This window comes from Corallococcus sp. bb12-1, from assembly GCF_026626765.1.
Lineage (GTDB): Bacteria > Myxococcota > Myxococcia > Myxococcales > Myxococcaceae > Corallococcus > Corallococcus terminator.
On the sequence record NZ_JAPNJZ010000034.1, the window covers coordinates 89566 to 109698 of the forward strand.

A 20133-nucleotide genomic window follows, 5' to 3' on the forward strand; every position below is an offset into this window, starting at 1 on the left:
CGCCATGGAGGAACCCGAGGTGCCGAACAACCCTGGCAACCCGGGGACTTCAAACGATCCAGAGCAACTGCCTGGTGTGATGTGCGCCCGCGTCTACAACGGCAGCGGGACCTTCCAACGTTCGTTCTGTGCCACCGGTCAGCTGGGGATGGCCTGTCGCGGGGCGCCCACCCTCACCTGTGGTGACGACAACACCGGCACCAGTCCCGCCACGGGGCCCCGGGCCATCTGGTACCAGAAGGCCATCGACTGGGCGAAGCAGTCTGGCCATCCGAAGGTGGTGCTGGATCCGGGCATCATCACCATCACAAATACGACCAAGATTCCCTGGGGTTGGCCCTGGCCCCAAGGCGTGGGCATCCACGTTCCGCCTGGAATCCACCTGGAAGGTTCCCAGGCCTACGACACGGCACCCACGGTCATCAACGTGGCCCACGCCAGCACGGATCTGGAATCCCTCATCATGGTGGCGGATCCCCTTTCCGACCTGTCGTTGCCCGCGCAGCTCGCCGACGCCAGCGTTTCCTACCTGACCCTGGTGGGGACCACGAACAGTGGCTACGACCGGGGACAGGCCTGCCCTTCCACGGGGCATTCGCTCAACTCCATCCTCGACCTGGACGGGCATGAGCCCACGCTGGCAAACGCCACGTGGCCGTTCATGCACGGCAAGCGGCTCATCACCACCGGCGTCCACGTCGCGCATTCCAACGTCACGAATGGCGCGCCGGTCAGCCTGCACCACCTGAAGATCGCCCACGTGGGTGGTGGCATCGCCTACGGGTGGAATACCATCTACAACAAGGAAACCCCCTCGTGTCAGACCCGGCCCGGCTTGAAGCTGACGGTGACGCCGAAGACAGGCGCCCCCTGCCCCACGGGCACGGTCGAGCGGAGGCTGCTGCTCAGCGCCGGGGCCAGCTCCTGCCGCCCCAACGTGTGCAATGCCGACGGCTCCATCCCCGCCGGGGATTGCTCCGCCATCTCCCCCTACCCCGCGGGCCTGAACCAGCTCCCCGACGGTTCGTATCCGCTCGTGCCCTATTGCATTGGCGTCGTTCCGACGACGGAGTGGGGAGCGCCCCTGTACTGTGCGTCCAAGCCGTATGAGATTCCGGGGAATCCCGACGCACGCTCGCAGGTGCACCACAACTCCATCTGCGACGTGAAGGTGGCGGTCAACATCGTGGGCGGCAATGTGGACGTGACCAAGAACGTCGCGATCCGCCATGCGACGGACCGGGCGAACTTCTTCGGCATGAGCACGGACGGACACCTGCCCTATTCACAGTCCACCACGTACTCGGAGAACTTCGTGTCAGGCTTCCAGCTGGGCTTCCTGACCGACGGCAGCCAGTACACGTACGTGGATGACTGCACCTTCCGCCGGCTGACGGGCTACCACCCCAGCGAGTTCGCGGACTTCCAGAATGTGCTCGACCTGCGGCAGTTCATGTTCGACGACGCCCAGCCCTTCTTCGCCCAGACGGAACCGCTGCGCGGCTTCATCGATCACGTCTACATCCGGGACAATCGCTTCTACAAAAACCAGATGGGCATCTCGCTGTACCGGGTCAACTGGGGGTTCGTAGGGTTCAACACCATCGATTCTGCGGGCGCGGTGGGCTCCGGTGACATCGGCGTGTTGACCTCGAATACGATCAACAGCTGGATCTACGGGAACACGATCCGCGACTTCGGACATGCCATCGACATCGCGGGGTCGCCCGGACAGCAGTCCACCCTGGGCTCCTGCTACAACGGCATCCACACGTATTGCAGCGACTATGGTTGCCCGCTCTGGGGCTCCTATCCGAACAGCTTCTCCGGCAGTGGCAGCCTGGGAGGCACCACCTGCAACGTCGCCTACCACAAGGGCTACTGCGCGGATGCCGCCTCCACGCCGTCTCCGACGTTCCCGGCGGGCGTCGAAACGCAGTGCTTCGCCTACTGAGACATCCGCCGTCTCCTGAATGAGCGTCGTCCAGGAAGGATCGCGGGCCCGGGAGCTTCTGCTCCCGGGCCTGTCGGAGTTCGGGCAGACCATACTGCTCCAAGAGGGAGGCTGAAGGCTGGCCCGTCCAGCGTCGTGAGGAGGGCCTTCGCTCAGGGAGCGTATTGATACCGCTCGACGATCTTTCCCTCTAGCGAGACGGCGTAGAGTTCGAACCAATCGAACTCGAAGTTCCCACCTGGGCCGATCCCTTCGCAGTAGTCGACTCGACGATTCACACGAACGATGTAGATGCCCTTCCCCTTGCCTACGACCACGTCCAGAGCGCGGGCCGTGAAGATGCACTCCCCCCGACGGGACTTCGGGAAGCGACTCACGACATCTTGGAGTGCGGCGTAGGAGGCCAGAATGGCGGGCCCATCCAGGGTCGCCATGGGCTGCACATCTTCCGGCCATTCAAAGCCTGAGGATGCCGCACCCTTGACGCCTGTCCCGGCATCCAGCACGGGCGCGGGCCGGGTCAGGGAAGGAACCCCGGCGTCTGGCTTCGATGCGACTTGAGGTGCCGCCAGTGTCCCTGCGTCCGAAAGAAGCGTCGCCAGAACAAGAATCGGATGAAGCATCATCGAAACGCTCCGGAGCGGATGACCTCCGGCCACGGACCTGGAGCTACCACCAGAAAGGAGCTGCCCTCGCGTCGGCGCAGCTCCTCATTCAGGTCGTAGCGTTTCACACCAACACAGGCGACCAGCGTCCCCACGAGCATTCCCGCAGCGGCGCGAGGCATGCCGCGCCTGGGCGACTCATGGAGACGCGGCACTGCTTTCAGTCCGGCTTGAGGGCTTCTTCCACGTACCGGACGCCCTTGGCCGTGATGGCCTTGCCCTTCTTTGTGTCCTGCGCGTAGCCGGCATGCAGGCGCAGCGCCTTGGCGGCGTTCGGCGCGGCGTACGTCACGCCCAGCCCGCTCCAGAAGCGCGACGTGGTGCCCGACGTGATCTCCACGTCCAGCGACCGCGCCAGGTACAGGGGGATCAGCGACCGCAGGAGCTGGTCCTTCTCCTTGCCGGCGGAGACCAGGTCCTTCTGGCGCGCGTGGCCTCGCAGGGCCGTCTCCAGCACCGACACCGCGTCCTCGCTCGCCGGCTGCGCCGCGGACTTCCTCGCCGGAGCCTTCTTGGCGGCGGCCTTCTTCGCCGGAGCCTTCTTGGCGGCGGCCTTCTTCGCCGGAGCCTTCTTGGCGGCGGCCTTCTTCGCCGGAGCCTTCTTCGCCTTGGGCGCCCGCTTGCGCAGCGCCGAGGGCACCAGCTCCATCCGGCCCTCGAACGGAATCTCCACCACCGTCCCGTCCACCTGCCGCTCGGGCATGGCGTTCCGCATGGACGCGATCACCTCGTGCACGGAGGCACGCGGCGGATCCGAATGCATGGGACGGGAAACACGGGTCGGCCGCGGCTCACTCGCGGGCGGCTTCCCCTGCGCGTAGTACCGCACCCAATCGCTCGCCTCTTCCACTGCATCCTTGAGGCCCACGCGATCGAGCAGCGACCCCAACCACCGAAGACTGTTGCGCACTTGGAGAACCCTCCCGTTCTGATCCACGCTACTACAACCCGGACAGACGCAACCTATATCCCCAGCAATACGGGTTCTTCCATGCCCTCGTGGGTATCCCTGGCGTTTCACACCGGGCCCACAAGCCATTCACGGGAACAGACGTGCAGATGTAGCGCCTTGATCCAGCGCCTCACTGACGCACCGCCCCCCCATTCGAGGCACGGAGCCGCTGCTTGCGTTCGGACACTCCTCCCCACCGAATCCCCAGCGTCGGGCTCTCGCTGATGCTGCTTGCGGCATCCAGCAGAAGTGCCGGGATGACGGGAGGAAGAGAAGGAGCAGCATCGGGGGCTTCGTCTTCCAGGGCACCCAGACCTGTCACCAGCCCAAGTCGGAAATCTATTGGTGCGAACTTCCCTTGTCCGAAAAGTGCCGCGCGCAAGCGATGGTTCACGAGCTGGCGCATTCCTGTGGATGGCAGCATGGCGATGGACTGGGCGTCCCAGGCAACAACGGAGATCTCAGGTGCAGATGAACCTCTCGTTCCTCGCGGCCCTCGCGACATCGCTGATGCTCACGCCGGGTTGCCGTCGCATCGTTCCTCCACAGGAAACGTCCGTGCCAGCGGCCCCCGCGCGCCCCCTCATTGAGTTCCAGTCTCCCCACTACGACGGCAAGGCACTCGCCGGCCGCCTTCTGGTGGGCTCGGAAGAGGGAACCCTGACGCTGGACCGGCGGCTCATCGAGAACAGCTCGGTGGAGGTTGTCGCCGTCCTGGACTGCGCGACGGCACAGCCCGTGGAGTTCCTGGTCGCGGACCGCTTCCCGCCGCCAGCCCGTGAAGAAGACCTCCTGAGGCTGGAGCCGGGATACTGGTTCGGGACCCAGGTCGACTTCCCGCTGTTCGACGAACAACTCAACGGCAAACCGGGTCCGGACTGCATCGAGATCACCCTCTCCTTCATTCCGAAGCCCCCCACCCCGGCGCTCACCACCACGCTCCGCGTGAGCCAGATCCCGGCCCCACCCGATGCCGGACAAGGGCCTCACTGACGCACCGACACCACGCTGCGCGTCTTCACGTTCGTCACCTTCCCCGAACGCTCCAGCATCCCCTCCCCCACCAGGAACAGCGCGCCGTGGATCTCCTTGCGGCACTGCGCATACACGTCCGAAGGCACCACCAGGTTCGCGATCCCCGTCTCGTCCTCCAGCGAGATGAAGCAGATCCCCTTCGCCGTCGGAGGCATCTGCCGGCAGATCAGCATCCCCCCCACCTTCACCCGCCGCCCCGCCGAAACCTGCTTCAGCCCCTCGGCCGTCACCGCCCCCATCCGCTTCAACGTCGGGCGCAACAACTCCAGCGGGTGCTTCTCCAGCGACAGCCCCACCGTGTCGTAATCCGCGCAGACCCGCTCGTAGACGCCCATGGGCGGCAATTCCACCGCCGTGCCGTCCATCGCCATCCCGAAGAACAGGTCGTCCGCGTCCAGCGTCCCCAGCGCCTGGATCTCCCACAGCGCCTGCCTCCGGGCCCCGCACAGCGACGACAGCGCTCCCGCCAGCGCCAGCCGCGTCAGCTCGTGTCTGGGAATACGCGCCCGGCGCGCCAGGTCCCCCACGCTCGCGTAGTCCCCGTTGCGGCAGGACGCCACCGCCCGGCCCGCGGACTCCCCCAGCCCCCGCACCATCCGGAACCCCAGCCGGAGCGCCCCGTCCTCCAGCGTGCAATCCCAACTGGAGCGGCGCACGTCCACCGGCCGCACCTCCACCCCATGCCGCTGCACGTCCGCCACCAGCGTGTGCGGCGCGTAGAACCCCATCGGCTGTGAGTTGAGCAGCGCCGCCGTGAACGCCGCCGGGTAGTGGCACTTCAGCCAACTGGACGCATACGCAATCAACGCGAAGCTCGCGGAGTGGCTCTCCGGGAACCCGTAGTGCGCGAAGCCCCGGAAGTGGTTGAACCACTCCTCCGCCTGCGGACGTGCGTAGCCGCGCGCCTCGCAGCCCTCCACGAACCGGCCCCGGTACGGGAGGATCCGCTCCTCCGCGTGCTTGTGGCTGAGCGCCCGCCGCAGCCCGTCCGCCTCCCCCGCGCTGAAGCCCGCCGCCACCATCGCCAGCCGCATCGCCTGCTCCTGGAAGAGCGGCACGCCCAGCGTCTTCTGGAGGATGCCCCGCACCGCGTCGCTCGGGTATGTCACCTGCTCCTGCCCGTGCCGGCGGCGCAGGTAGGGGTGCACCATGTTGCCCACGATGGGGCCCGGCCGGATGAGGGCGATCTGCACCACCAGGTCGTAGAACTCCCGGGGCCGCAGCCTTGGCAGCATGTTCATCTGCGCGCGGCTCTCAATCTGGAACACGCCCACCGTGTCCGCCTCGCACAGCATGTCGTAGACCTTCGGATCCTCCGGAGGGACCGTCGCCAGGGACAGCTCACGGCCGTGGTGCTCCCGGATCAACGCGAAGCACTTCGACAGCGCCGTCAGCATGCCCAGCGCCAGCAGGTCCACCTTCAGCAGGCCCACCGCGTTGATGTCGTCCTTCTCCCATTGGATGACGGTGCGCCCCGGCATCGCCGCGTTCTCCACCGGCACCAGGTCCACCAGCGGCTCGCGCGTCATCACGAAGCCGCCCACGTGGATGGACAGGTGCCGGGGCACGCCCTCCAGCTCCTTCGCCACCGACAGCGTCCGGAGCACCCGCCCGTCCGTGGGTGACAGGCCCGCCTCCTTGAGGACCTCCGGCGTCACCTGGAAGCCATGCGCCGAGGCGACCCGCGACAGCCGGTCCACCTGATCCAACGACAGCCCCAGCGACTTGCCCGCCTCCCGGAGCGCCAGCCGGCCCCGGTAGCAGATGACCTCGCACACCATGCCCGCCTTCTGGCGGCCGTGCTTCGCGTAGACGTACTGGAGCACCTCCTCGCGGCGCTCGTGCTCGAAGTCCACGTCGATGTCCGGCGGCTCCCGGCGCTCCATGCTGAGGAAGCGCTCGAACAAGAGCCCCATGCGCACCGGGTCGATGGCCGTGATGCCCAACGCGTAGCAGACCGCCGAGTTCGCCGCGCTGCCCCGGCCCTGACAGAGGATGCCCCGCCCCCGCGCGAACATCACGATGTCCCACAGCGCCAGGAAGTACCCCGCGAACTCCAGCGCCGCGATGAGCCGCAGCTCGTGTTCGATCTGCCGCGTCACCTCCGGCGGCACGCCCGCCGGGTAGCGCGTGCGCAGCCCCACCTCCGTCAACGCCCGCAGGTGGGTGTCCGCCGTGCGGCCCTCGGGCAGGTCCTCCTCCGGGAAGTGGTAGTGCAGCGCGTCCAGCGAGGCCTCACAGCGCGAGGCCAGCTCCACCGTCCGCGCCAGCGCCTCCGGCCGGTCCGCGAACAGCCGCGCCATCTCCCCCGGCGACTTCAGCGTCCGCTCCGCGTTCGGGAACAGCCGCGTGCCCGCCTGATCCACCGTCACCCCGTGCCGGATGGCGGTGAGCACGTCCTGCAGCGGCTGGCGCTCCCGGTGGTGCGTGTGCACGTCGTTGTGGACCACCAGCGGCACGCCCAGCGCGCGGGCCAGCGCGTCCGCCCGGGCTTCCCGGACCGCGTCCCCCGCCGACAGCGAACGGCTCAGGCCCACATGGAAGGCGCCCGGAAAGGCCTCCGCCAGCGGAGCCACCGCCTCCAGCGGCGCGGGGCCGGGCAACAGCGCGAGCAGCCCCGACGCGTGCTCCGCCAGCTTGCGCCAGGGCAGGCCCGCCTCGCCCTTGGGGTGCGTCATCCGGCTGTGGGACACCAACCGGCACAGGTTCGCGTAGCCGCCCGCGTCACGGGCGTACACCACCACCGGCGGGCCGTCCTCCAGCGTCAGCTCCGCGCCCAGGAGCAGCTTCACCCCGTGCTCCTTCGCCACGAGGTGCGCCTTCACCACGCCGTACAGCCCGTCCTGATCCGTCAGCGCCAGCGCGGACAGGCCCCGTCGCGCCGCCTCGGCCACCAGTTCCTCCGGATGGGACGCGCCGCGCAGGAAGGAGAAATGGGATCTGCACACCAGCTCGGCGTAGCTCACGCCGGATCAGGATACTGATCGGGCGTTCAGGCGCTAGATTGGATCTTCATGTTTCGAGCAGGTGACTTCATGGGTTGTCCCCGGGCCTGAGCGTCCTTCAACCATCAATCGCTTCACCTCCGGGCTTGAACTGTCATTGGGCATTGTCATGCTTCGCTAAGCCCAAGCGAGACCCTGGTCTGCCAGGAGCCCGCTTCCGAGGCGCGCGGAGAGGCTTGACGCAGGGCGCCCCGGCGTTGCCCGCTCGCGAGGTGGGCCAGGCCGGGGTGTCTGCCCTTACCCGCCAAAGCCAGCGCCCAAGCCGGAAGACATTTTTGTCGTGAGTCCACGACCGGCCGGCGCGGGTGATTCCGTATGAATTTGAGCAGGACGTTGCTCAACCCCACACAGGAGTCACCCATGAAGCTGCTCTCGAAAACCGTCTTCGCCAGCATCGCCGCCCTCTTCCTCGCCCCGATGACCGCCGTCGCGGCGCCGCGGCCCTGTGAGCTCCAGTGCAAGTACAACGGGTCCTGCACCTTGCTCTGCGACAACGGCGGCGATGTCATCACGTGCGGTGAATTCGGCGTCTGCGCGGGCGCGCTCCAGGCCGAACCGTCCGAGCCGCAGGCCGCCGCGCAGCCCGCGCCCTCCGAGGACGCGGAGCTGGTTTGCCGCGCGCCCGCCGCCGAGGCCCGGGGCTAGGCCCACGCAGCAAGCCACCTCCTGGAGCGGGGCGGTTCACACCGCTCCAGGAGCGCGGCCCTGGAGGGCTTCAATCCCTCTCACCCCAGCCCCCGGATCTCCTCCACCCAGGCGGGCGCCTCCGCCGTCTCCAGGAAGTCGCGCAGCGCGGCATGGACCGCCTCCGGCTGCTCCAGGATGCACATGTGCCCGCCACAGGGCAGCCGCACGAGCCGTGAGCCCTGGATGCGCTGGTGCAGCCGCTCCGCCCGCTCCGGCACCGTCACCAGGTCCTCGTCGCCCACCAACACCAGCGTCGGCGTCACGATGCGGTGCAGCTCCCCCTCCACGCTGCGGCGGTGGATGACGCCCTGCATCGCCCGCCACACCTCGCGCGGGTTGTCCGCGAGCTGCCGACGCAACAGGGCCCGCTCCGCCGCGCGCTCCGGATCCCGCATGAAGGTGCGCCCGAAGTAGAGCGACATGATGGGGTCCACCACCGGCCTGAGGCCCAGCCAGTGCGTCAGCGCCGTGAGCAGCCGGTAGCGCGCCAGCGTCAGGGGCAGCTCCGCCGCCGCGGAGGAGTCCAGGAGCACCAGCGACCGCAACAGCTCCGGATGTCGCGCGGCGACCCGCAGGCCCACGAAGCCCCCCATCGACTGGCCCACGAAGTGGCAGGGCGCCAGTCCCAGGGCCTGGATGACGGCCACCGCGTCCTCGTACACCGTGCGCAGGTCGATGGCCGAGCCACCAGGCGGGGGCTCGCTGTGCCCCTGCCCCCGGTGGTCGTACACGATGCACCGGTAGCGCCCCTGGAGGGCCGAGACCTGCTCGCGGAACAGCCGGGAATCCCACAGGAGCCCATGGCTGAAGAGCACGGGCTCCCCAGAACCTCCGGTGTCTTCGTAGTACAGTCGCGCGCCACGGATGGACAGGTACGGCATGGGCTCTCCCCCAGAGAGGACCCTGGGGTCCTCGCCCGCAACCCCTCCTCCGGGACGATTGTTTCCTGACGCCCGGCCGCCCGGTTTGACAGGAAGCCGAAGCGGCTGCCAAACAAGGACCCCATGGACACCACCGCCTGGCAGCTCTGGCTGATTGCCGCGATCGTCCTCGGGGCGCTCGAAATCAAGCTCTCCGGCTTCGTCACGCTCTGGTTCGCCGTGGGGGCGCTGATGGCGGCCCTGATGGCCGGCGCGGGGCTGGGCTTCGACGGTCAGCTCGTCGTGTTCACCCTGGTGTCCTCGGCCCTCTTCGGCGCGTCCCGGACGATCTTCAAACACGTTTTCATGCGCGACGCCGTGCGTTTGAAGACGGGTGTCGAAGCGATGATGGGCCAGGAGGCCGTGGTGATGGAGGCGCTGTCGGACCCACATGGGGGCACCGTGCGCATCAACGGCGAGCTGTGGATGGCGCGCTCCCTGTCAGGCCCCCTGCCCGAAGGCGAACGCGTCACCGTGGAGCAGATCGAAGGACTCAAGTTGTGGGTGCGACGCCCGTCGGCGTCCCACGAAGTCGCGCTGCCTCAGCCGCGACCCAAGAAGGAGAACGCAGGATGGGACTGACCATTGTTCTGCTCTTCGCGGCGGCCGCCGTCGCGTTCGGGCTCATCACCGGAGTTCGCATCGTTCCCCAGGCCAAGGTCATGGTCGTGGAGCGGCTGGGGAAGTTCCACCACGTGGCCTCCAGCGGCCTGAACATCCTCATTCCCTTCATGGACAGCCCTCGCGCCATGGAGATGCGCACCGGCACCCGCATCGTGCGCAACACGCTGGTGGATCTGCGCGAGCAGGTCATGGGCTTCGAGACCGTCCAGGTCATCACCCATGACAACGTCAACATGGAGGTCGGCTCCGTCATCTACTACCAGATCGTGGATCCGGGCCGCGCGCTCTACCAGGTGGAGAACCTGGCGCTCGCCATCGAGCAGCTGACCATGACCAACCTGCGCAACGTCATGGGCGGCCTCACCCTGGACCAGACGCTCACGAGCCGCGAGACGGTCAACACCAAGCTGCGCATGGTGCTGGACGAGGCCACCGAGAAGTGGGGCGTCAAGGTCACCCGCGTGGAGCTGCGCGAGATTGAACCGCCCCAGGCCATCAAGGCCGCCATGGCCAAGCAGATGACCGCCGAACGCGAACGCCGCGCCGAGGTCACCAAGGCCGAGGGCGACAAGTCCGCCGCCATCCTCCAGGCCGAGGGCGAGAAGATCTCCCGCATCCTGCGCGCGGAGGCTGAGCGCGACGCGGAGGTCGCTCGCGCCGAGGGCCACAAGCGCGCCGTGATGCTGGAGGCGGAGGGCAAGGCGGAGGCCACGCGCCTCACCTTCGAAGCCATCCACACCGGCCGCGCCACACCGGAGGTGCTCGCGCTGCGCTACCTGGAGACCCTCCAGGAGCTGGGCAAGGGCGAGAACAAGATGTTCGTCCCCTACGAGGCCACCGCCGCGCTGGGCACCCTCTCCATGCTCAAGGACGTCTTCGGCCGCGAAGGCGCCCCGGCCCCCGCGCCGGAGGCTCCCCGGCTGCCCGCGCGCAACCCGTCCGCCGCCGCGCTGAGCGCCCAGGCGATCGCCCGCAACGCCGCCGCCTCGGCCACCGCGCCCATGCCGGCCACCCGCCGCGTGCAGCCGCCCCCGTCGGACGAGTAGGCCCGGGCCGCCGGGAATCGTTGTCAGGGCACCGACGGTTTCGCTGTCGGTGCCCGCTTCACGGCGCGACCGGGCTTGCACTCCGCCCGCCGCACACCGCATGCTTCAACCGCAGCACCGTTGTTCGTTGTGCACGCGGGAGGACGTCACAGGTCTTCCCCCACGCGAGGTCGCTCCACCCTTGAAGCTGCACGCCTGAAACCCCGGTCCCTGGCTGTACCCCGCCGCCGCGCGTCCTGATGGGCGTGTGCGCTGGCATCCGGATTCAGGAGTCGCTTCATATGCCTTCGCCTTCCTTGCGCGCGCAGCGCGTCTGCTTTTCCTTCACCGATGCCATCCCCGTCCTCACCGACGTGGACTTCCACCTCGCCCCGGGCTGGACGGGCCTCGTCGGCCCCAATGGCGCCGGCAAGTCCACCGTGCTGCGCCTGCTGTCCGGGGAGCTGAAGCCCACGGCGGGGCAGCTCGCGTTCGACCCGCCCTCGCCCCTCGTGTGTCTGTGTCCGCAGGGCGTGGAGGCCCTGACGCCGGACATCGCCGCGTTCGCGGAGGCGTACGACGCGCTGGCGCGCAGGCTCCACGGGCAGTTGGGCCTGGACGTCACCGCGCTGTCGCGCTGGCCCACGCTGTCCCCGGGGGAGCGCAAGCGGTGGCAGGTGGGCGCGGCGCTCGCCCGCGAACCGGACGTGTTGCTGTTGGATGAACCCACCAACCACCTGGATGCCGAAGGGCGCGCGTGGCTGGTGTCCGCGCTGCGGCGCTTCCGGGGCATTGGCGTCGTCGTGTCCCATGACCGGGAGCTGCTGGAGACGCTCACCCACGCAACCCTGCGCGTGCATGACGGAGGCGCGCACCTGTATCCCGGCGCCTACTCCGACGCGCGCGGCCACTGGGAGGCGGAGCGCGAGGCGGAGGTCGCCGCCCACCAGCAGTCGAAGGCGGAGCGGGATCGCGCGGCGCAGCTGCTTGACCGGACGCGGCGCGAGCACGAGGGCGCCACCCTGTCGCGCAGCACCGGCCGGCGGATGAAGAACAAGTACGACAGCGACGCGCGCACGCTCGGGGCCTCCACGGTGGCGAGCTGGGCGGAGGCCCGCCTGGGCCATCAGGTCACCGTGAAGCGCCGGGAGCTGGAGCGCGCCGAGGCCGCGGTGGGCAGCTTCACCGTGGACAAGACGGTGGGCCGCTCCGTGTTCGTGGACTACGTGCGCTCCCCCAACCCGTGGCTCTTCACGTTCGACACGCCGGGCCTGAAGGCGGGCGACGTGGAGGTGCTGGGCCCCACGCACCTGGACGTGGACCGCGAGGCGCGCATCCGCATCGAGGGCCCCAACGGCGCCGGCAAGACGACGCTCCTCAAGGCCCTGATGGAGCAGTCCCGCGTGCCCCGCGAGAAGCTGCTGTACCTGCCCCAGGACCTGGGCGAGGCCGAGGCCCGCGCCACGCTCGACGCGGTGCGCGAGCTGCCCCCGGAGGAACGGGGCCGGGTGCTGTCATTGGTGGCCGCGCTGGGCGTGGATCCCCACCGGCTGCTCGCGTCAGAACAGCCGTCACCGGGCGAAGCGCGCAAGCTGTTCATCGCGCGCGGCCTGGGTCAGCACGCGTGGGCCCTGGTGCTGGATGAGCCCACCAACCACCTGGACCTGCCGTCCATCGAACGGCTGGAGGCGGCGCTGCGCGACTACCCCGGCGCGCTGCTGCTCGTCACGCATGACGCGCCCTTCGCCCGCGCATGCACCACCACGCGGTGGTTCGTCGCGAATGGGCACGTGCAGGTGGAGTGACAAACTGACTCCAATGATTCCCGGGGAGTGGGAAAAACAGGATTCCGCTTTCGCTTGGGATTGTTTGAATTTATTCCCGGCCTCCCACCCCCAAAGGAGTACTCATGTCACGGCCCACACCGTCATGGAGAGGCGTGTGTCTGCTCATCGCAGGCACGCTGGTATTCAACGGCTGCGGAAGCGACGTCACGTCGTCCGCGAAGAGCCAAACCCAGTCCCTCACCGAGGGACCGGACCTGGTCATCACCGACGTGAAGGGGCCCGCCAACGTGCGCATGGGCGACCCCTTCCTGGCCTCGGCCCGGGTCTGCAACCAGGGCACGGAGCCCGCCCATCCCAACGGCGGCTCGGTGACGCTCCAGTTCCTCCTGTCCACGACCCCCACCCAGCAGATCCTCCCGCCCGGTGCGCCTCCCTCTGCCCAGCAGGTGGTGGTGGCGGAGGTGGGCATGGGGCCACCCCTGGAGCCCGGAGAGTGCATCACCCGGACCCTGACGGTCGGCGCGATCCTGCCTCCCGCCGCGATGGGAGAGGGCGCCTTCTACCTGGGAGCGCTCATCGACACGGAGCAGGTCGTGGCGGAGGTGGACGAGCTCAACAACGGCTTCGTCCGCGGCCTGATGGGCGTGGGTGACCTCGCGGACCTCGTGGTGTCCGAGCTGAAGGTCCCCGCCAGCGCGCGCCCCGGGGACTACCTCCCCGTGGAGCTGCGCGTGTGCAACGCGGGCTCCACGTACGTGAGCGGCAGCAACGTGGCGCTGTTCGTCTCCACCCAGGACACGCTGTCCGTGCCGGCTCCGGGTTCGCCCCCGTCGCCGACCCAGCGCCAGGTGGGAAATGTGTACGTGCCTTCGATGGAGCCGGGCGTGTGCCTCACGCTCCAGGGGGAGGCCTCCGCCCAGCTCCCGGACGCGGCCACGCCCGGGCAGCCGCTCTACTTCGGCGCCATCGTGGACCCGGAGGGCTCCAGGGAGGAGCTGCGCGAGGACAACAACGTGCGCGTCGCGGGCCTGCTGAGCGTTGGCAACCAGGCCGACCTCGTGGTCACCGACGTGACGGGTGTGGACAACCTGTCTCCCTTTGGCTGGGTGAATGCGTCCGTGCGGGTGTGCAACGTGGGCACCGACTGGGCCAGCTCCGTGTCGGTGGACCTGCTGCTGTCCACGCTGCCCACGCTGTCGGGTCCCTTCAACCCAGGCTCCATGACGGAGTCAGTCATCGGCTCGGCGCAGACCTGGGGACTGGAGGCCGGACAGTGCGCCACGCTGTGGGCGCAGGGCTCCGTGTACGTGCCTCCGGCCGCCCTGCCGGACGCGCCGCTCTACGTGGGCGCGCGCGTGGATGGGGCGATGAATGTCCCGGAGCTGCGGGAGGACAACAACACCTTCGTGAAGGGGCTCGTCGGCGTGGGCCATGGCCCGGATCTGGTGATCCGCTCGCTGACGGCGCCCGATGACGCCATGCCCTCCGGGTCCTTCACCGCCGAGGCGAAGGTCTGCAACGTGGGCAGCGAGCCGTCCTACTCCGCCCGCCTGGAGCTGTTCCTGTCCACGGAGGACGCGGTGGTGCTTCCGGCCCCGAACGGCCCCATCTATTCGCGCACCCAGGTCCCGGTGGGCTCGGTGGAGGTGAACAACCTGTCCCCGGGCGACTGCGTGCTCCGCCGGGTGGAGGCGTCGGTCCAACTGCCCTACGAGGCTTCCTGGGGCATGAACCCGAACCCGCCCCTGACGCTGGGCGCCGTCGTGGATCCGCAGCGCACCACCCTGGAGCTGCGGGAGGACAACAACGTCTTCACGCTGGGGAAGCTGGGCGTGGGCTACGGCCCGGACCTGGTCCTGCGCGACCTGAAGGTCCCCGCGAACCTGGGACAGGGACAATCCTTCACCGCGACCTACACGGTCTGCAACGCGGGCAATGACAACGTGCCCGGCTTCGGGATCTCCCTGTACCTGTCCACGCACGCCACGGCGCCCGAACCCCGGCCCGTGTTCTACCCCTCGTATTCCAACCCGGCTCCTGGCTATCACCTCCTGGGCCGCGTGGATTCGAGCCCCTCCCTGCACGCGGGTCAGTGCATCGCGCAGCGGGCGACCTTCTACGCCTCCGGTGCACCGCTCCCGCCCGAGCAGCCCGTGTACCTGAGCGCCGTCGTCGACACGACGTACTCCGAGCTGCGGCGGGACAACAACAGCTTCGCCGCGGGACGCGTGGGCCTGGGCTCGTGGCAGCCGGACCTGGCCATCACCGAGCTCAACGCCCCCGCCAGCGCGCGGCAGGGCTACCCCTTCACCACCTCCGTGCGGGTCTGCAACCTGGGCACCGAGATGTCGAACAGCACCTTCGTGGAGGTGTACCTGTCCTCCGAACCCTCGCTGTTCGTGCCGGCTCCCTACGCTCCGAGCGGACCGCCGCCGTCGTCGCAGATGCCCGTCAATACCGTGTCGGTGCCGTCGCTGGGCGTCGGGGCGTGCATCACGCGGGAGGTCACCGGTACGGCCTCGCGGCCCTACAACTCCAACCCCCAGCAGCCAGTGTACGTGGGCGCCCAGGTCAATCCGTGGCACTGGTCCTCCCAGCAGGAGCTGCGCCGAGACAACAACGTCCTCATGGCGGGACGGATCAGCCTGGGCTCCGGACCGGATCTGATCATCACCGCGATGGACGCGCCCCCCAGCTTCGAACCCAACGCGCCGTTCTTCGTGTCCGCGCGCGTCTGCAACGTGGGCAATGATGCTTCGTCCCCCACGAGCGTGACGTTCCTCCTGGCCCAGGATGACCAGTGGAGCTCGCCTCCGGCCTGGGGGCCGCCGCCCCCGTACAGCAGCAACCAGCAAGAGTTCGCCACCCTGCCCGTTCCGCAGCTCGAGCCCGGTCGCTGCGCGACCCCTTCCGAGATGGTGTCCGCCTACGGGTGGTGGGGGTGGCAGGATCAACCGGTGTACGTGGGCGCCACCGTGGATCGCTCCCAGAACCTGATGGAGGTGCGCGAGGACAACAACGTCTTCGTGCTCGGTCGGATCGGCGTGGGGTACGGCCCGGACCTGGTCGTCACGGACGTGACGGGCCCCACCAACGCCCATCCGGGGCAGTACTTCACCGCCAACGTGACCGTCTGCAACCAGGGCACGCAGGACGCCTTCAACGCGTCGCGCGTGGATCTCTACGTGCTGGGCGTGCCCCAGCTTTCCATGCCGGCGCAGTACGGGCCGTCCTACCCGGAGCCGGTGGCCTGGACGTCGGTGGATCCGTTGGAGGCGGGAGCCTGTGTCTCGCTCCCGGTGGAGGGGAGCCTGAATGTCTACGGGAACCTGGACACCCAGACGTTCCACCTGGGCGCCGCCGTCGACACGTACCGGTCCGTCCAGGAGCTGCGCGAGGACAACAACACCTTCGTCGGCGCGCGCATCGGCGTGGGTTACCGGCCGGACCTCGTCGTCACGGCCATGGGCGGACCGGCCAGCGTCATGTCCAGCGGGACGCTGCGGGCACCCATCACCGTCTGCAACCTGGGCACGGCGCCCTCCCAGTCCCAGTCCGTGGAGGTCGTCCTCTCCACCGAATCCGTCCTGACGGAGCCGGTGCCCCCGCAGGACGGCATGGAGTTCTTCCCCACCCGGTCGCGGCTGGGGATGATGCAGGTGCCCTCGCTGCAGCCGGACGCGTGCACCACGGTGGACGAGCCCCTCTTCGTCACCCTGCCGATGGCGGCCCTGCCGGAATCGCCCCTCTTCCTGGGCGCGATCCTGCCCGTGTCTCCCTACATGGATCAGGAGCTGCGCACGGACAACAACGTCTTCGTGCGCGGTCGCATCGGCGTGGGCAGCGCACCTGATCTCGTCATCACGCAGGTCACCGCGCCGTTCTCCGTGCGCAACAACGCCCCGTTCACCACCACCGTGAAGGTCTGCAACCAGGGCACCGTCGCCGCGGGCACCAGCGCGGGCCGGCTGGAGCTGTTCCTCTCCAACGGCTCCACCCTGGAGTTCCCGATGGACGTCACCATGGGCTCGTCCCAGGTGTCCCTGGGCTCCGTGAACCTGGGCTCGCTGCAGCCCCAGCAGTGCACGACGCGCCAGCTCAGCACCCCCGCCATCCCGCCGCCCGGCGCCTCGGGCTCCGGGTTGTTCTACATCGGGGCCCTCGTGGACTCGCAGCGGTCGGTGACGGAGCTGCGCGAGGACAACAACACCTTCGCGCAGGGCTTCCTCGCGGTGCTGCCGTAGTCGTCGCACGCCGACGGTAGGACCTTCATCGTGTGAACGGGTGTCGGCCGGGGCCAGCGGGTGCCCGGGCGACACCCGTCGCCTTTTTCAGCGCCCCCTGTTCTTCAACGTCCGGCGTCCGTCCACTGGCGGTACCACGCCACCAGCCGGGCCACGCCCTCGTCCACGGACACGCGGGGCCGGAAGCCCGTCTCGTGCTCCAGGCGGGAGGTGTCCGCCCAGGTGGAGACCATCTCCGCCGCCTGCGCGGGCACGGACGTCACGCGGGCGCGCGTGCCCCAGTGCCGCTCCAGCAGGGCCACGAAGTCCCCCAGCACCACGGGCTCACCGTGGCCCACGTTGAGCAGGCGATGGGGCGGGCTTCCCCGTGGAGGCCGGTCGAGCACCCGCAGCACCGCCTCCGCCACGTCGTCCACGAAGGTGAAGTCGCGTCGCATCCGCCCTTCGTCGTGCAGCACCAGGGGCTCGCCCCGCGCCAGCGCGCGCAGAAACAGGAGCGGCGCCATGTCCGGACGTCCCCAGGGCCCATACACCGTGAAGAAGCGCAGGCCGCTGGTGGGCAGCCGGTGCAGGTGGCTGTACGCGTGCGCCATCAACTCGTTGGCGCGCTTGGTGGCGCCGTAGAGGTTGAGGGGTTGATCCACGGGCGCGTCCTCGCGGAACGGCACGGGCGTGGCCGCGCCGTACACGGAGCTGGAGGAGGCATAGACGAGGTGCGCGACGTTCGCCTCGCGGCAGCCCTCCAGCACGCGCACGAAGCCCGTCACGTTGGTGTCCGCGTACGCCGGGGCCTCCGCGTCCGGGGCCCGCACGCCCACGCGCGCCGCCAGGTGCACCACGCCTTCCGGGCGCGCGACCACGAACGCTTCGCGCAGCCGGGCCGCGTCGGTGATGTCGCCTTCGATGAAGGTGAAGCCGTGCGTCGCGGACAGCCTCGCGAGGCGCGCTCTCCGCAGCGCCACGTCCCCCGGTGCCGCGTCCAGCGCGTCCAGTCCCACCACCGCGTCACCGCGCGCGAGCAGCCGCTCACAGACGTGGGCTCCAATGAAGCCCGCCGCCCCCGTCACCAGGATCCGCATGCCCCCCTCTTCGCGCGGGGGGAAGCGCTCCGGAGGCCGGGGCTCACGGCACCACCTGCACCGCGTCGTTGACGGCCCGGCGCAGGAACGAGTTCCAGTCCCCCTGGGCCTGATACATGCTGACGACCGGCTGTGAGCGGAAGGTGTCCGTCCACAGCACCTGCCCGGAGGGGTCCACCACGCCCAGGCGCAGCACCACGTCCACCCGGCCCATCACCGCCGCGCCCGACGTGTCCAGCCAGTCCAGGATGACCACCACGCCGGCCTCGGCCTTGTTCTGCTGGATGAAGGACACCACCTCGTCGGTGAGCGGCACCGGGGCCTGCGACTGGCGCGTGGCGACCACCTCGAAGCCGCGCGAGGCGAGCACCGCCTCCGTCTGCCGCGCGATGACGGTGCGCGGGTTGCTTTCTCCAATCATGTCCTGGCGGAACGAACCGGACGGCAGCACGTCCACGCGCGAGCCCGACACCACCACCACCTTGCGGATGCTTCCCTGCGGGCGCACCTGCGGGGCGGCGCAGGCCGTGAGGACGACGGACACCAGGAGGGCCGGAAGGATTCGGGCGGGGCGCATCCCCTCACGCTAGGCCACAAGCGCCAGGGCCTCCACCGGGACCGCGCCGGCCTCCCCCTCAATCGAACAAGCCCTGCAGGTAGAAGCCCCCGTCCCGTCCGTCGCGGAACACCCAGGCGGGCCCCAGGCCCTCGAAGTGCACGCGGTAGTAGTCGCGCTGGTAGGGGGTGTCCGTCCACCACTCGCCCCCCAGGCGCTCCGGGCCCGCCATCGCCGTCACCCGGTGCCGCTTCCCCGCGAGCCGCGCCGCCAGCAGGTCCCCGGAGGCCGCCACCTCCGCGTCCAACCGCGCCGGCCGGGCCAAAAGCCGCGAGGGCCGCTCCCGGGCTGCCCCCGCCTCGCGCCACACGGTGACGGGCCCCTCCGGCTCCGCCGTGGACAAGAGCCCCCGCCGCGCCTCCGGGGGATGGAACGCCCGGGGGACGTGCGCGACCTCCGGCCGGTGCGCGGCCTCCAGGGACGCGGAGAACAGCGCCTCCTCGCCCAGCGTCGTCGCCAGGCGCGACAGCACGCCCTCCAGGGCCGCGTCCCCCTCCGGCGCGTCCCCCAGCGCCAGTTGCTGGCCCAGGTCCACGTCGTGCGCGTCCACCCGCACCGCGACCTCCGCCACCGGGGCCTCCAGCCGCAGCTCCCCCAGCCGGTGCCGGGCCAGCTCCAGCAGCAGCTTCGCCCGCGCCGTGGGCCGCGCCAGGAGCAGCGGCACCTGGGCCTCTCCGGTGGGATCCAGGCGCAGGACGAAGGTGAGCCGGACGGCCGCCCGCTGCCGTCCGGAGAGCCGCGCGCTCAACCGGTCCAACAGCGTCTTGAGCGCGAACTGCACGGGTTCGAAGGTGTCCGCGGGCGCGTCCAGCACCACCCGGTCCTCCAGCGCTTCCTCCAGGGCTTCAGGGTCGAACGGCGTGTCGTCCACGCCCCGGCACCGCGCGTGCGTCCGGGCCGCGGGCGCGCCCCCCCGCGCCACCACGGCCCCGGCCGGCAGCGCCGCCACCTCCCCCAGCGTGGACAACCCCAGCACGGTGAAGGCCCGCACCGCGTCGTCCTCCAGCGCCCGCAGCGGCAGCGGCGCGAGCGCCCGCGCGCCCTGCCCCTCCGGCACCACCTCCACCCGCAGGGTGCCGTGCCGCGCCAGCACCCGCGAGGTGAAGGCCTCCGAGGCCACCGTCACATGCCCCCGGTAGCCCTGCTCCGCGCAGACCTCCAGCACCCGGGCGCCCAGCTCCGGCTCGCCCCCCACCAGGTGCGCGGCCCCCGCGTCGAACCAGAGGCCATCCGGAGCGCTGCGCTGGAAGCCCGGGCACAGGCCAAGCAGCGACTCCCCCAACACGCGCAGCGCCTGCGCCTCGTCCTGGGGACGGTAGGGGAAGTGCTTCAGCCCAGGCTCCAGCGCGGTCGCCGCCGTCAGCGTCATCCCCATCCGCACGCCGACCTTCAGCGCGCGCGTGGACGCGAAGGCCACCCGGCGCTGGCCGCGAACCTCCTCCACCAGCACGAACGGCTGCCCCGAAAGCCCCGGGGATTCAATGACCTTGCGCTGCACCGGGAAGCGCGTGACGTGCAGGTAGCCCCTCCGCATGACGTG

At 69.6% G+C, this 20133-nt stretch carries 14 protein-coding genes; 7 read left to right on the forward strand and 7 right to left on the reverse strand.

Going from position 1 to position 20133, the window contains the following annotated elements; genetic code table 11:
• Window positions 1-19 precede the first annotated feature (19 nt).
• Window positions 20-1954 carry a NosD domain-containing protein gene (locus OV208_RS39540; protein WP_267579153.1) on the forward strand — a complete coding sequence of 645 codons (1935 nt, stop codon included), beginning with the start codon at window positions 20-22 and terminating at the stop codon, window positions 1952-1954.
• A 152-nt stretch (window positions 1955-2106) separates the two neighbouring features.
• Here the strand turns inward: OV208_RS39540 and OV208_RS39545 are convergent, their stop codons facing one another.
• Window positions 2107-2580 carry a hypothetical protein gene (locus OV208_RS39545; RefSeq protein ID WP_267579154.1) on the reverse strand — a complete coding sequence of 158 codons (474 nt, stop codon included), beginning with the start codon at window positions 2578-2580 and terminating at the stop codon, window positions 2107-2109.
• 199 nt (window positions 2581-2779) lie between these two features.
• Window positions 2780-3529, reverse strand: coding sequence for a hypothetical protein (locus tag OV208_RS39550; protein ID WP_267579155.1), 750 nt, complete (start codon window positions 3527-3529; stop codon window positions 2780-2782).
• Between the two features lie 513 nt (window positions 3530-4042).
• Here OV208_RS39550 and OV208_RS39555 point away from each other — a divergent pair.
• Window positions 4043-4564, forward strand: a complete 522-nt coding sequence (locus OV208_RS39555; protein ID WP_267579156.1) for a hypothetical protein — start codon at window positions 4043-4045, stop codon at window positions 4562-4564.
• On the opposite strand, the gene OV208_RS39560 is transcribed toward OV208_RS39555, so the two are convergent.
• Window positions 4558-7572, reverse strand: a complete 3015-nt coding sequence (locus OV208_RS39560) for an error-prone DNA polymerase (protein ID WP_267579157.1) — start codon at window positions 7570-7572, stop codon at window positions 4558-4560. The genes OV208_RS39555 and OV208_RS39560 overlap by 7 nt on opposite strands.
• A gap of 399 nt (window positions 7573-7971) precedes the next feature.
• Between OV208_RS39560 and OV208_RS39565 the strand changes: the two genes are divergently transcribed.
• Window positions 7972-8256, forward strand: a complete 285-nt coding sequence (locus OV208_RS39565; protein WP_267579158.1) for a hypothetical protein — start codon at window positions 7972-7974, stop codon at window positions 8254-8256.
• An 80-nt stretch (window positions 8257-8336) separates the two neighbouring features.
• Here OV208_RS39565 and OV208_RS39570 read toward each other — a convergent pair whose 3' ends face one another.
• Window positions 8337-9179, reverse strand: a complete 843-nt coding sequence (locus OV208_RS39570; protein ID WP_267579159.1) for an alpha/beta fold hydrolase — start codon at window positions 9177-9179, stop codon at window positions 8337-8339.
• A gap of 123 nt (window positions 9180-9302) precedes the next feature.
• On the opposite strand from OV208_RS39570, the gene OV208_RS39575 reads away from it, so the two are divergent.
• The 4 genes from OV208_RS39575 to OV208_RS39590 all read left to right on the forward strand — a co-directional run bounded on the left by OV208_RS39575 (window position 9303) and on the right by OV208_RS39590 (window position 16898).
• Complete coding sequence (locus tag OV208_RS39575; protein ID WP_267579160.1) at window positions 9303-9800, forward strand: NfeD family protein; 498 nt, start codon at window positions 9303-9305, stop codon at window positions 9798-9800.
• Window positions 9791-10888 carry an SPFH domain-containing protein gene (locus tag OV208_RS39580; protein ID WP_267579161.1) on the forward strand — a complete coding sequence of 366 codons (1098 nt, stop codon included), beginning with the start codon at window positions 9791-9793 and terminating at the stop codon, window positions 10886-10888. Before OV208_RS39575 ends, OV208_RS39580 begins: the two co-directional genes overlap by 10 nt.
• Before the next feature lie 281 nt (window positions 10889-11169).
• Window positions 11170-12672: an ATP-binding cassette domain-containing protein gene (locus tag OV208_RS39585; RefSeq protein ID WP_267579162.1), complete on the forward strand. Its 1503-nt coding sequence runs from the start codon at window positions 11170-11172 to the stop codon at window positions 12670-12672.
• 104 nt (window positions 12673-12776) lie between these two features.
• The gene (locus OV208_RS39590) at window positions 12777-16898 is read left to right on the forward strand and encodes a CARDB domain-containing protein (protein ID WP_267579163.1); all 4122 of its coding nucleotides are present in this window, start codon (window positions 12777-12779) and stop codon (window positions 16896-16898) included.
• Window positions 16899-17002: 104 nt separating this feature from the next.
• Here the strand turns inward: OV208_RS39590 and OV208_RS39595 are convergent, their stop codons facing one another.
• From OV208_RS39595 to OV208_RS39605, 3 genes are read right to left on the reverse strand one after another with little or no spacing between them, the layout of a single operon-like run.
• A complete protein-coding gene (locus tag OV208_RS39595; RefSeq protein ID WP_267579164.1) occupies window positions 17003-17977 on the reverse strand; it encodes an NAD-dependent epimerase/dehydratase family protein in 975 nt (324 codons plus the stop codon).
• 43 nt (window positions 17978-18020) lie between these two features.
• On the reverse strand, window positions 18021-18554 hold the full coding sequence (locus OV208_RS39600) for a hypothetical protein (RefSeq protein ID WP_267579165.1): 534 nt from the start codon (window positions 18552-18554) through the stop codon (window positions 18021-18023).
• Window positions 18555-18612: 58 nt separating this feature from the next.
• A complete protein-coding gene (locus OV208_RS39605; protein WP_267579166.1) occupies window positions 18613-20127 on the reverse strand; it encodes a Y-family DNA polymerase in 1515 nt (504 codons plus the stop codon).
• Window positions 20128-20133: the final 6 nt, after the last annotated feature.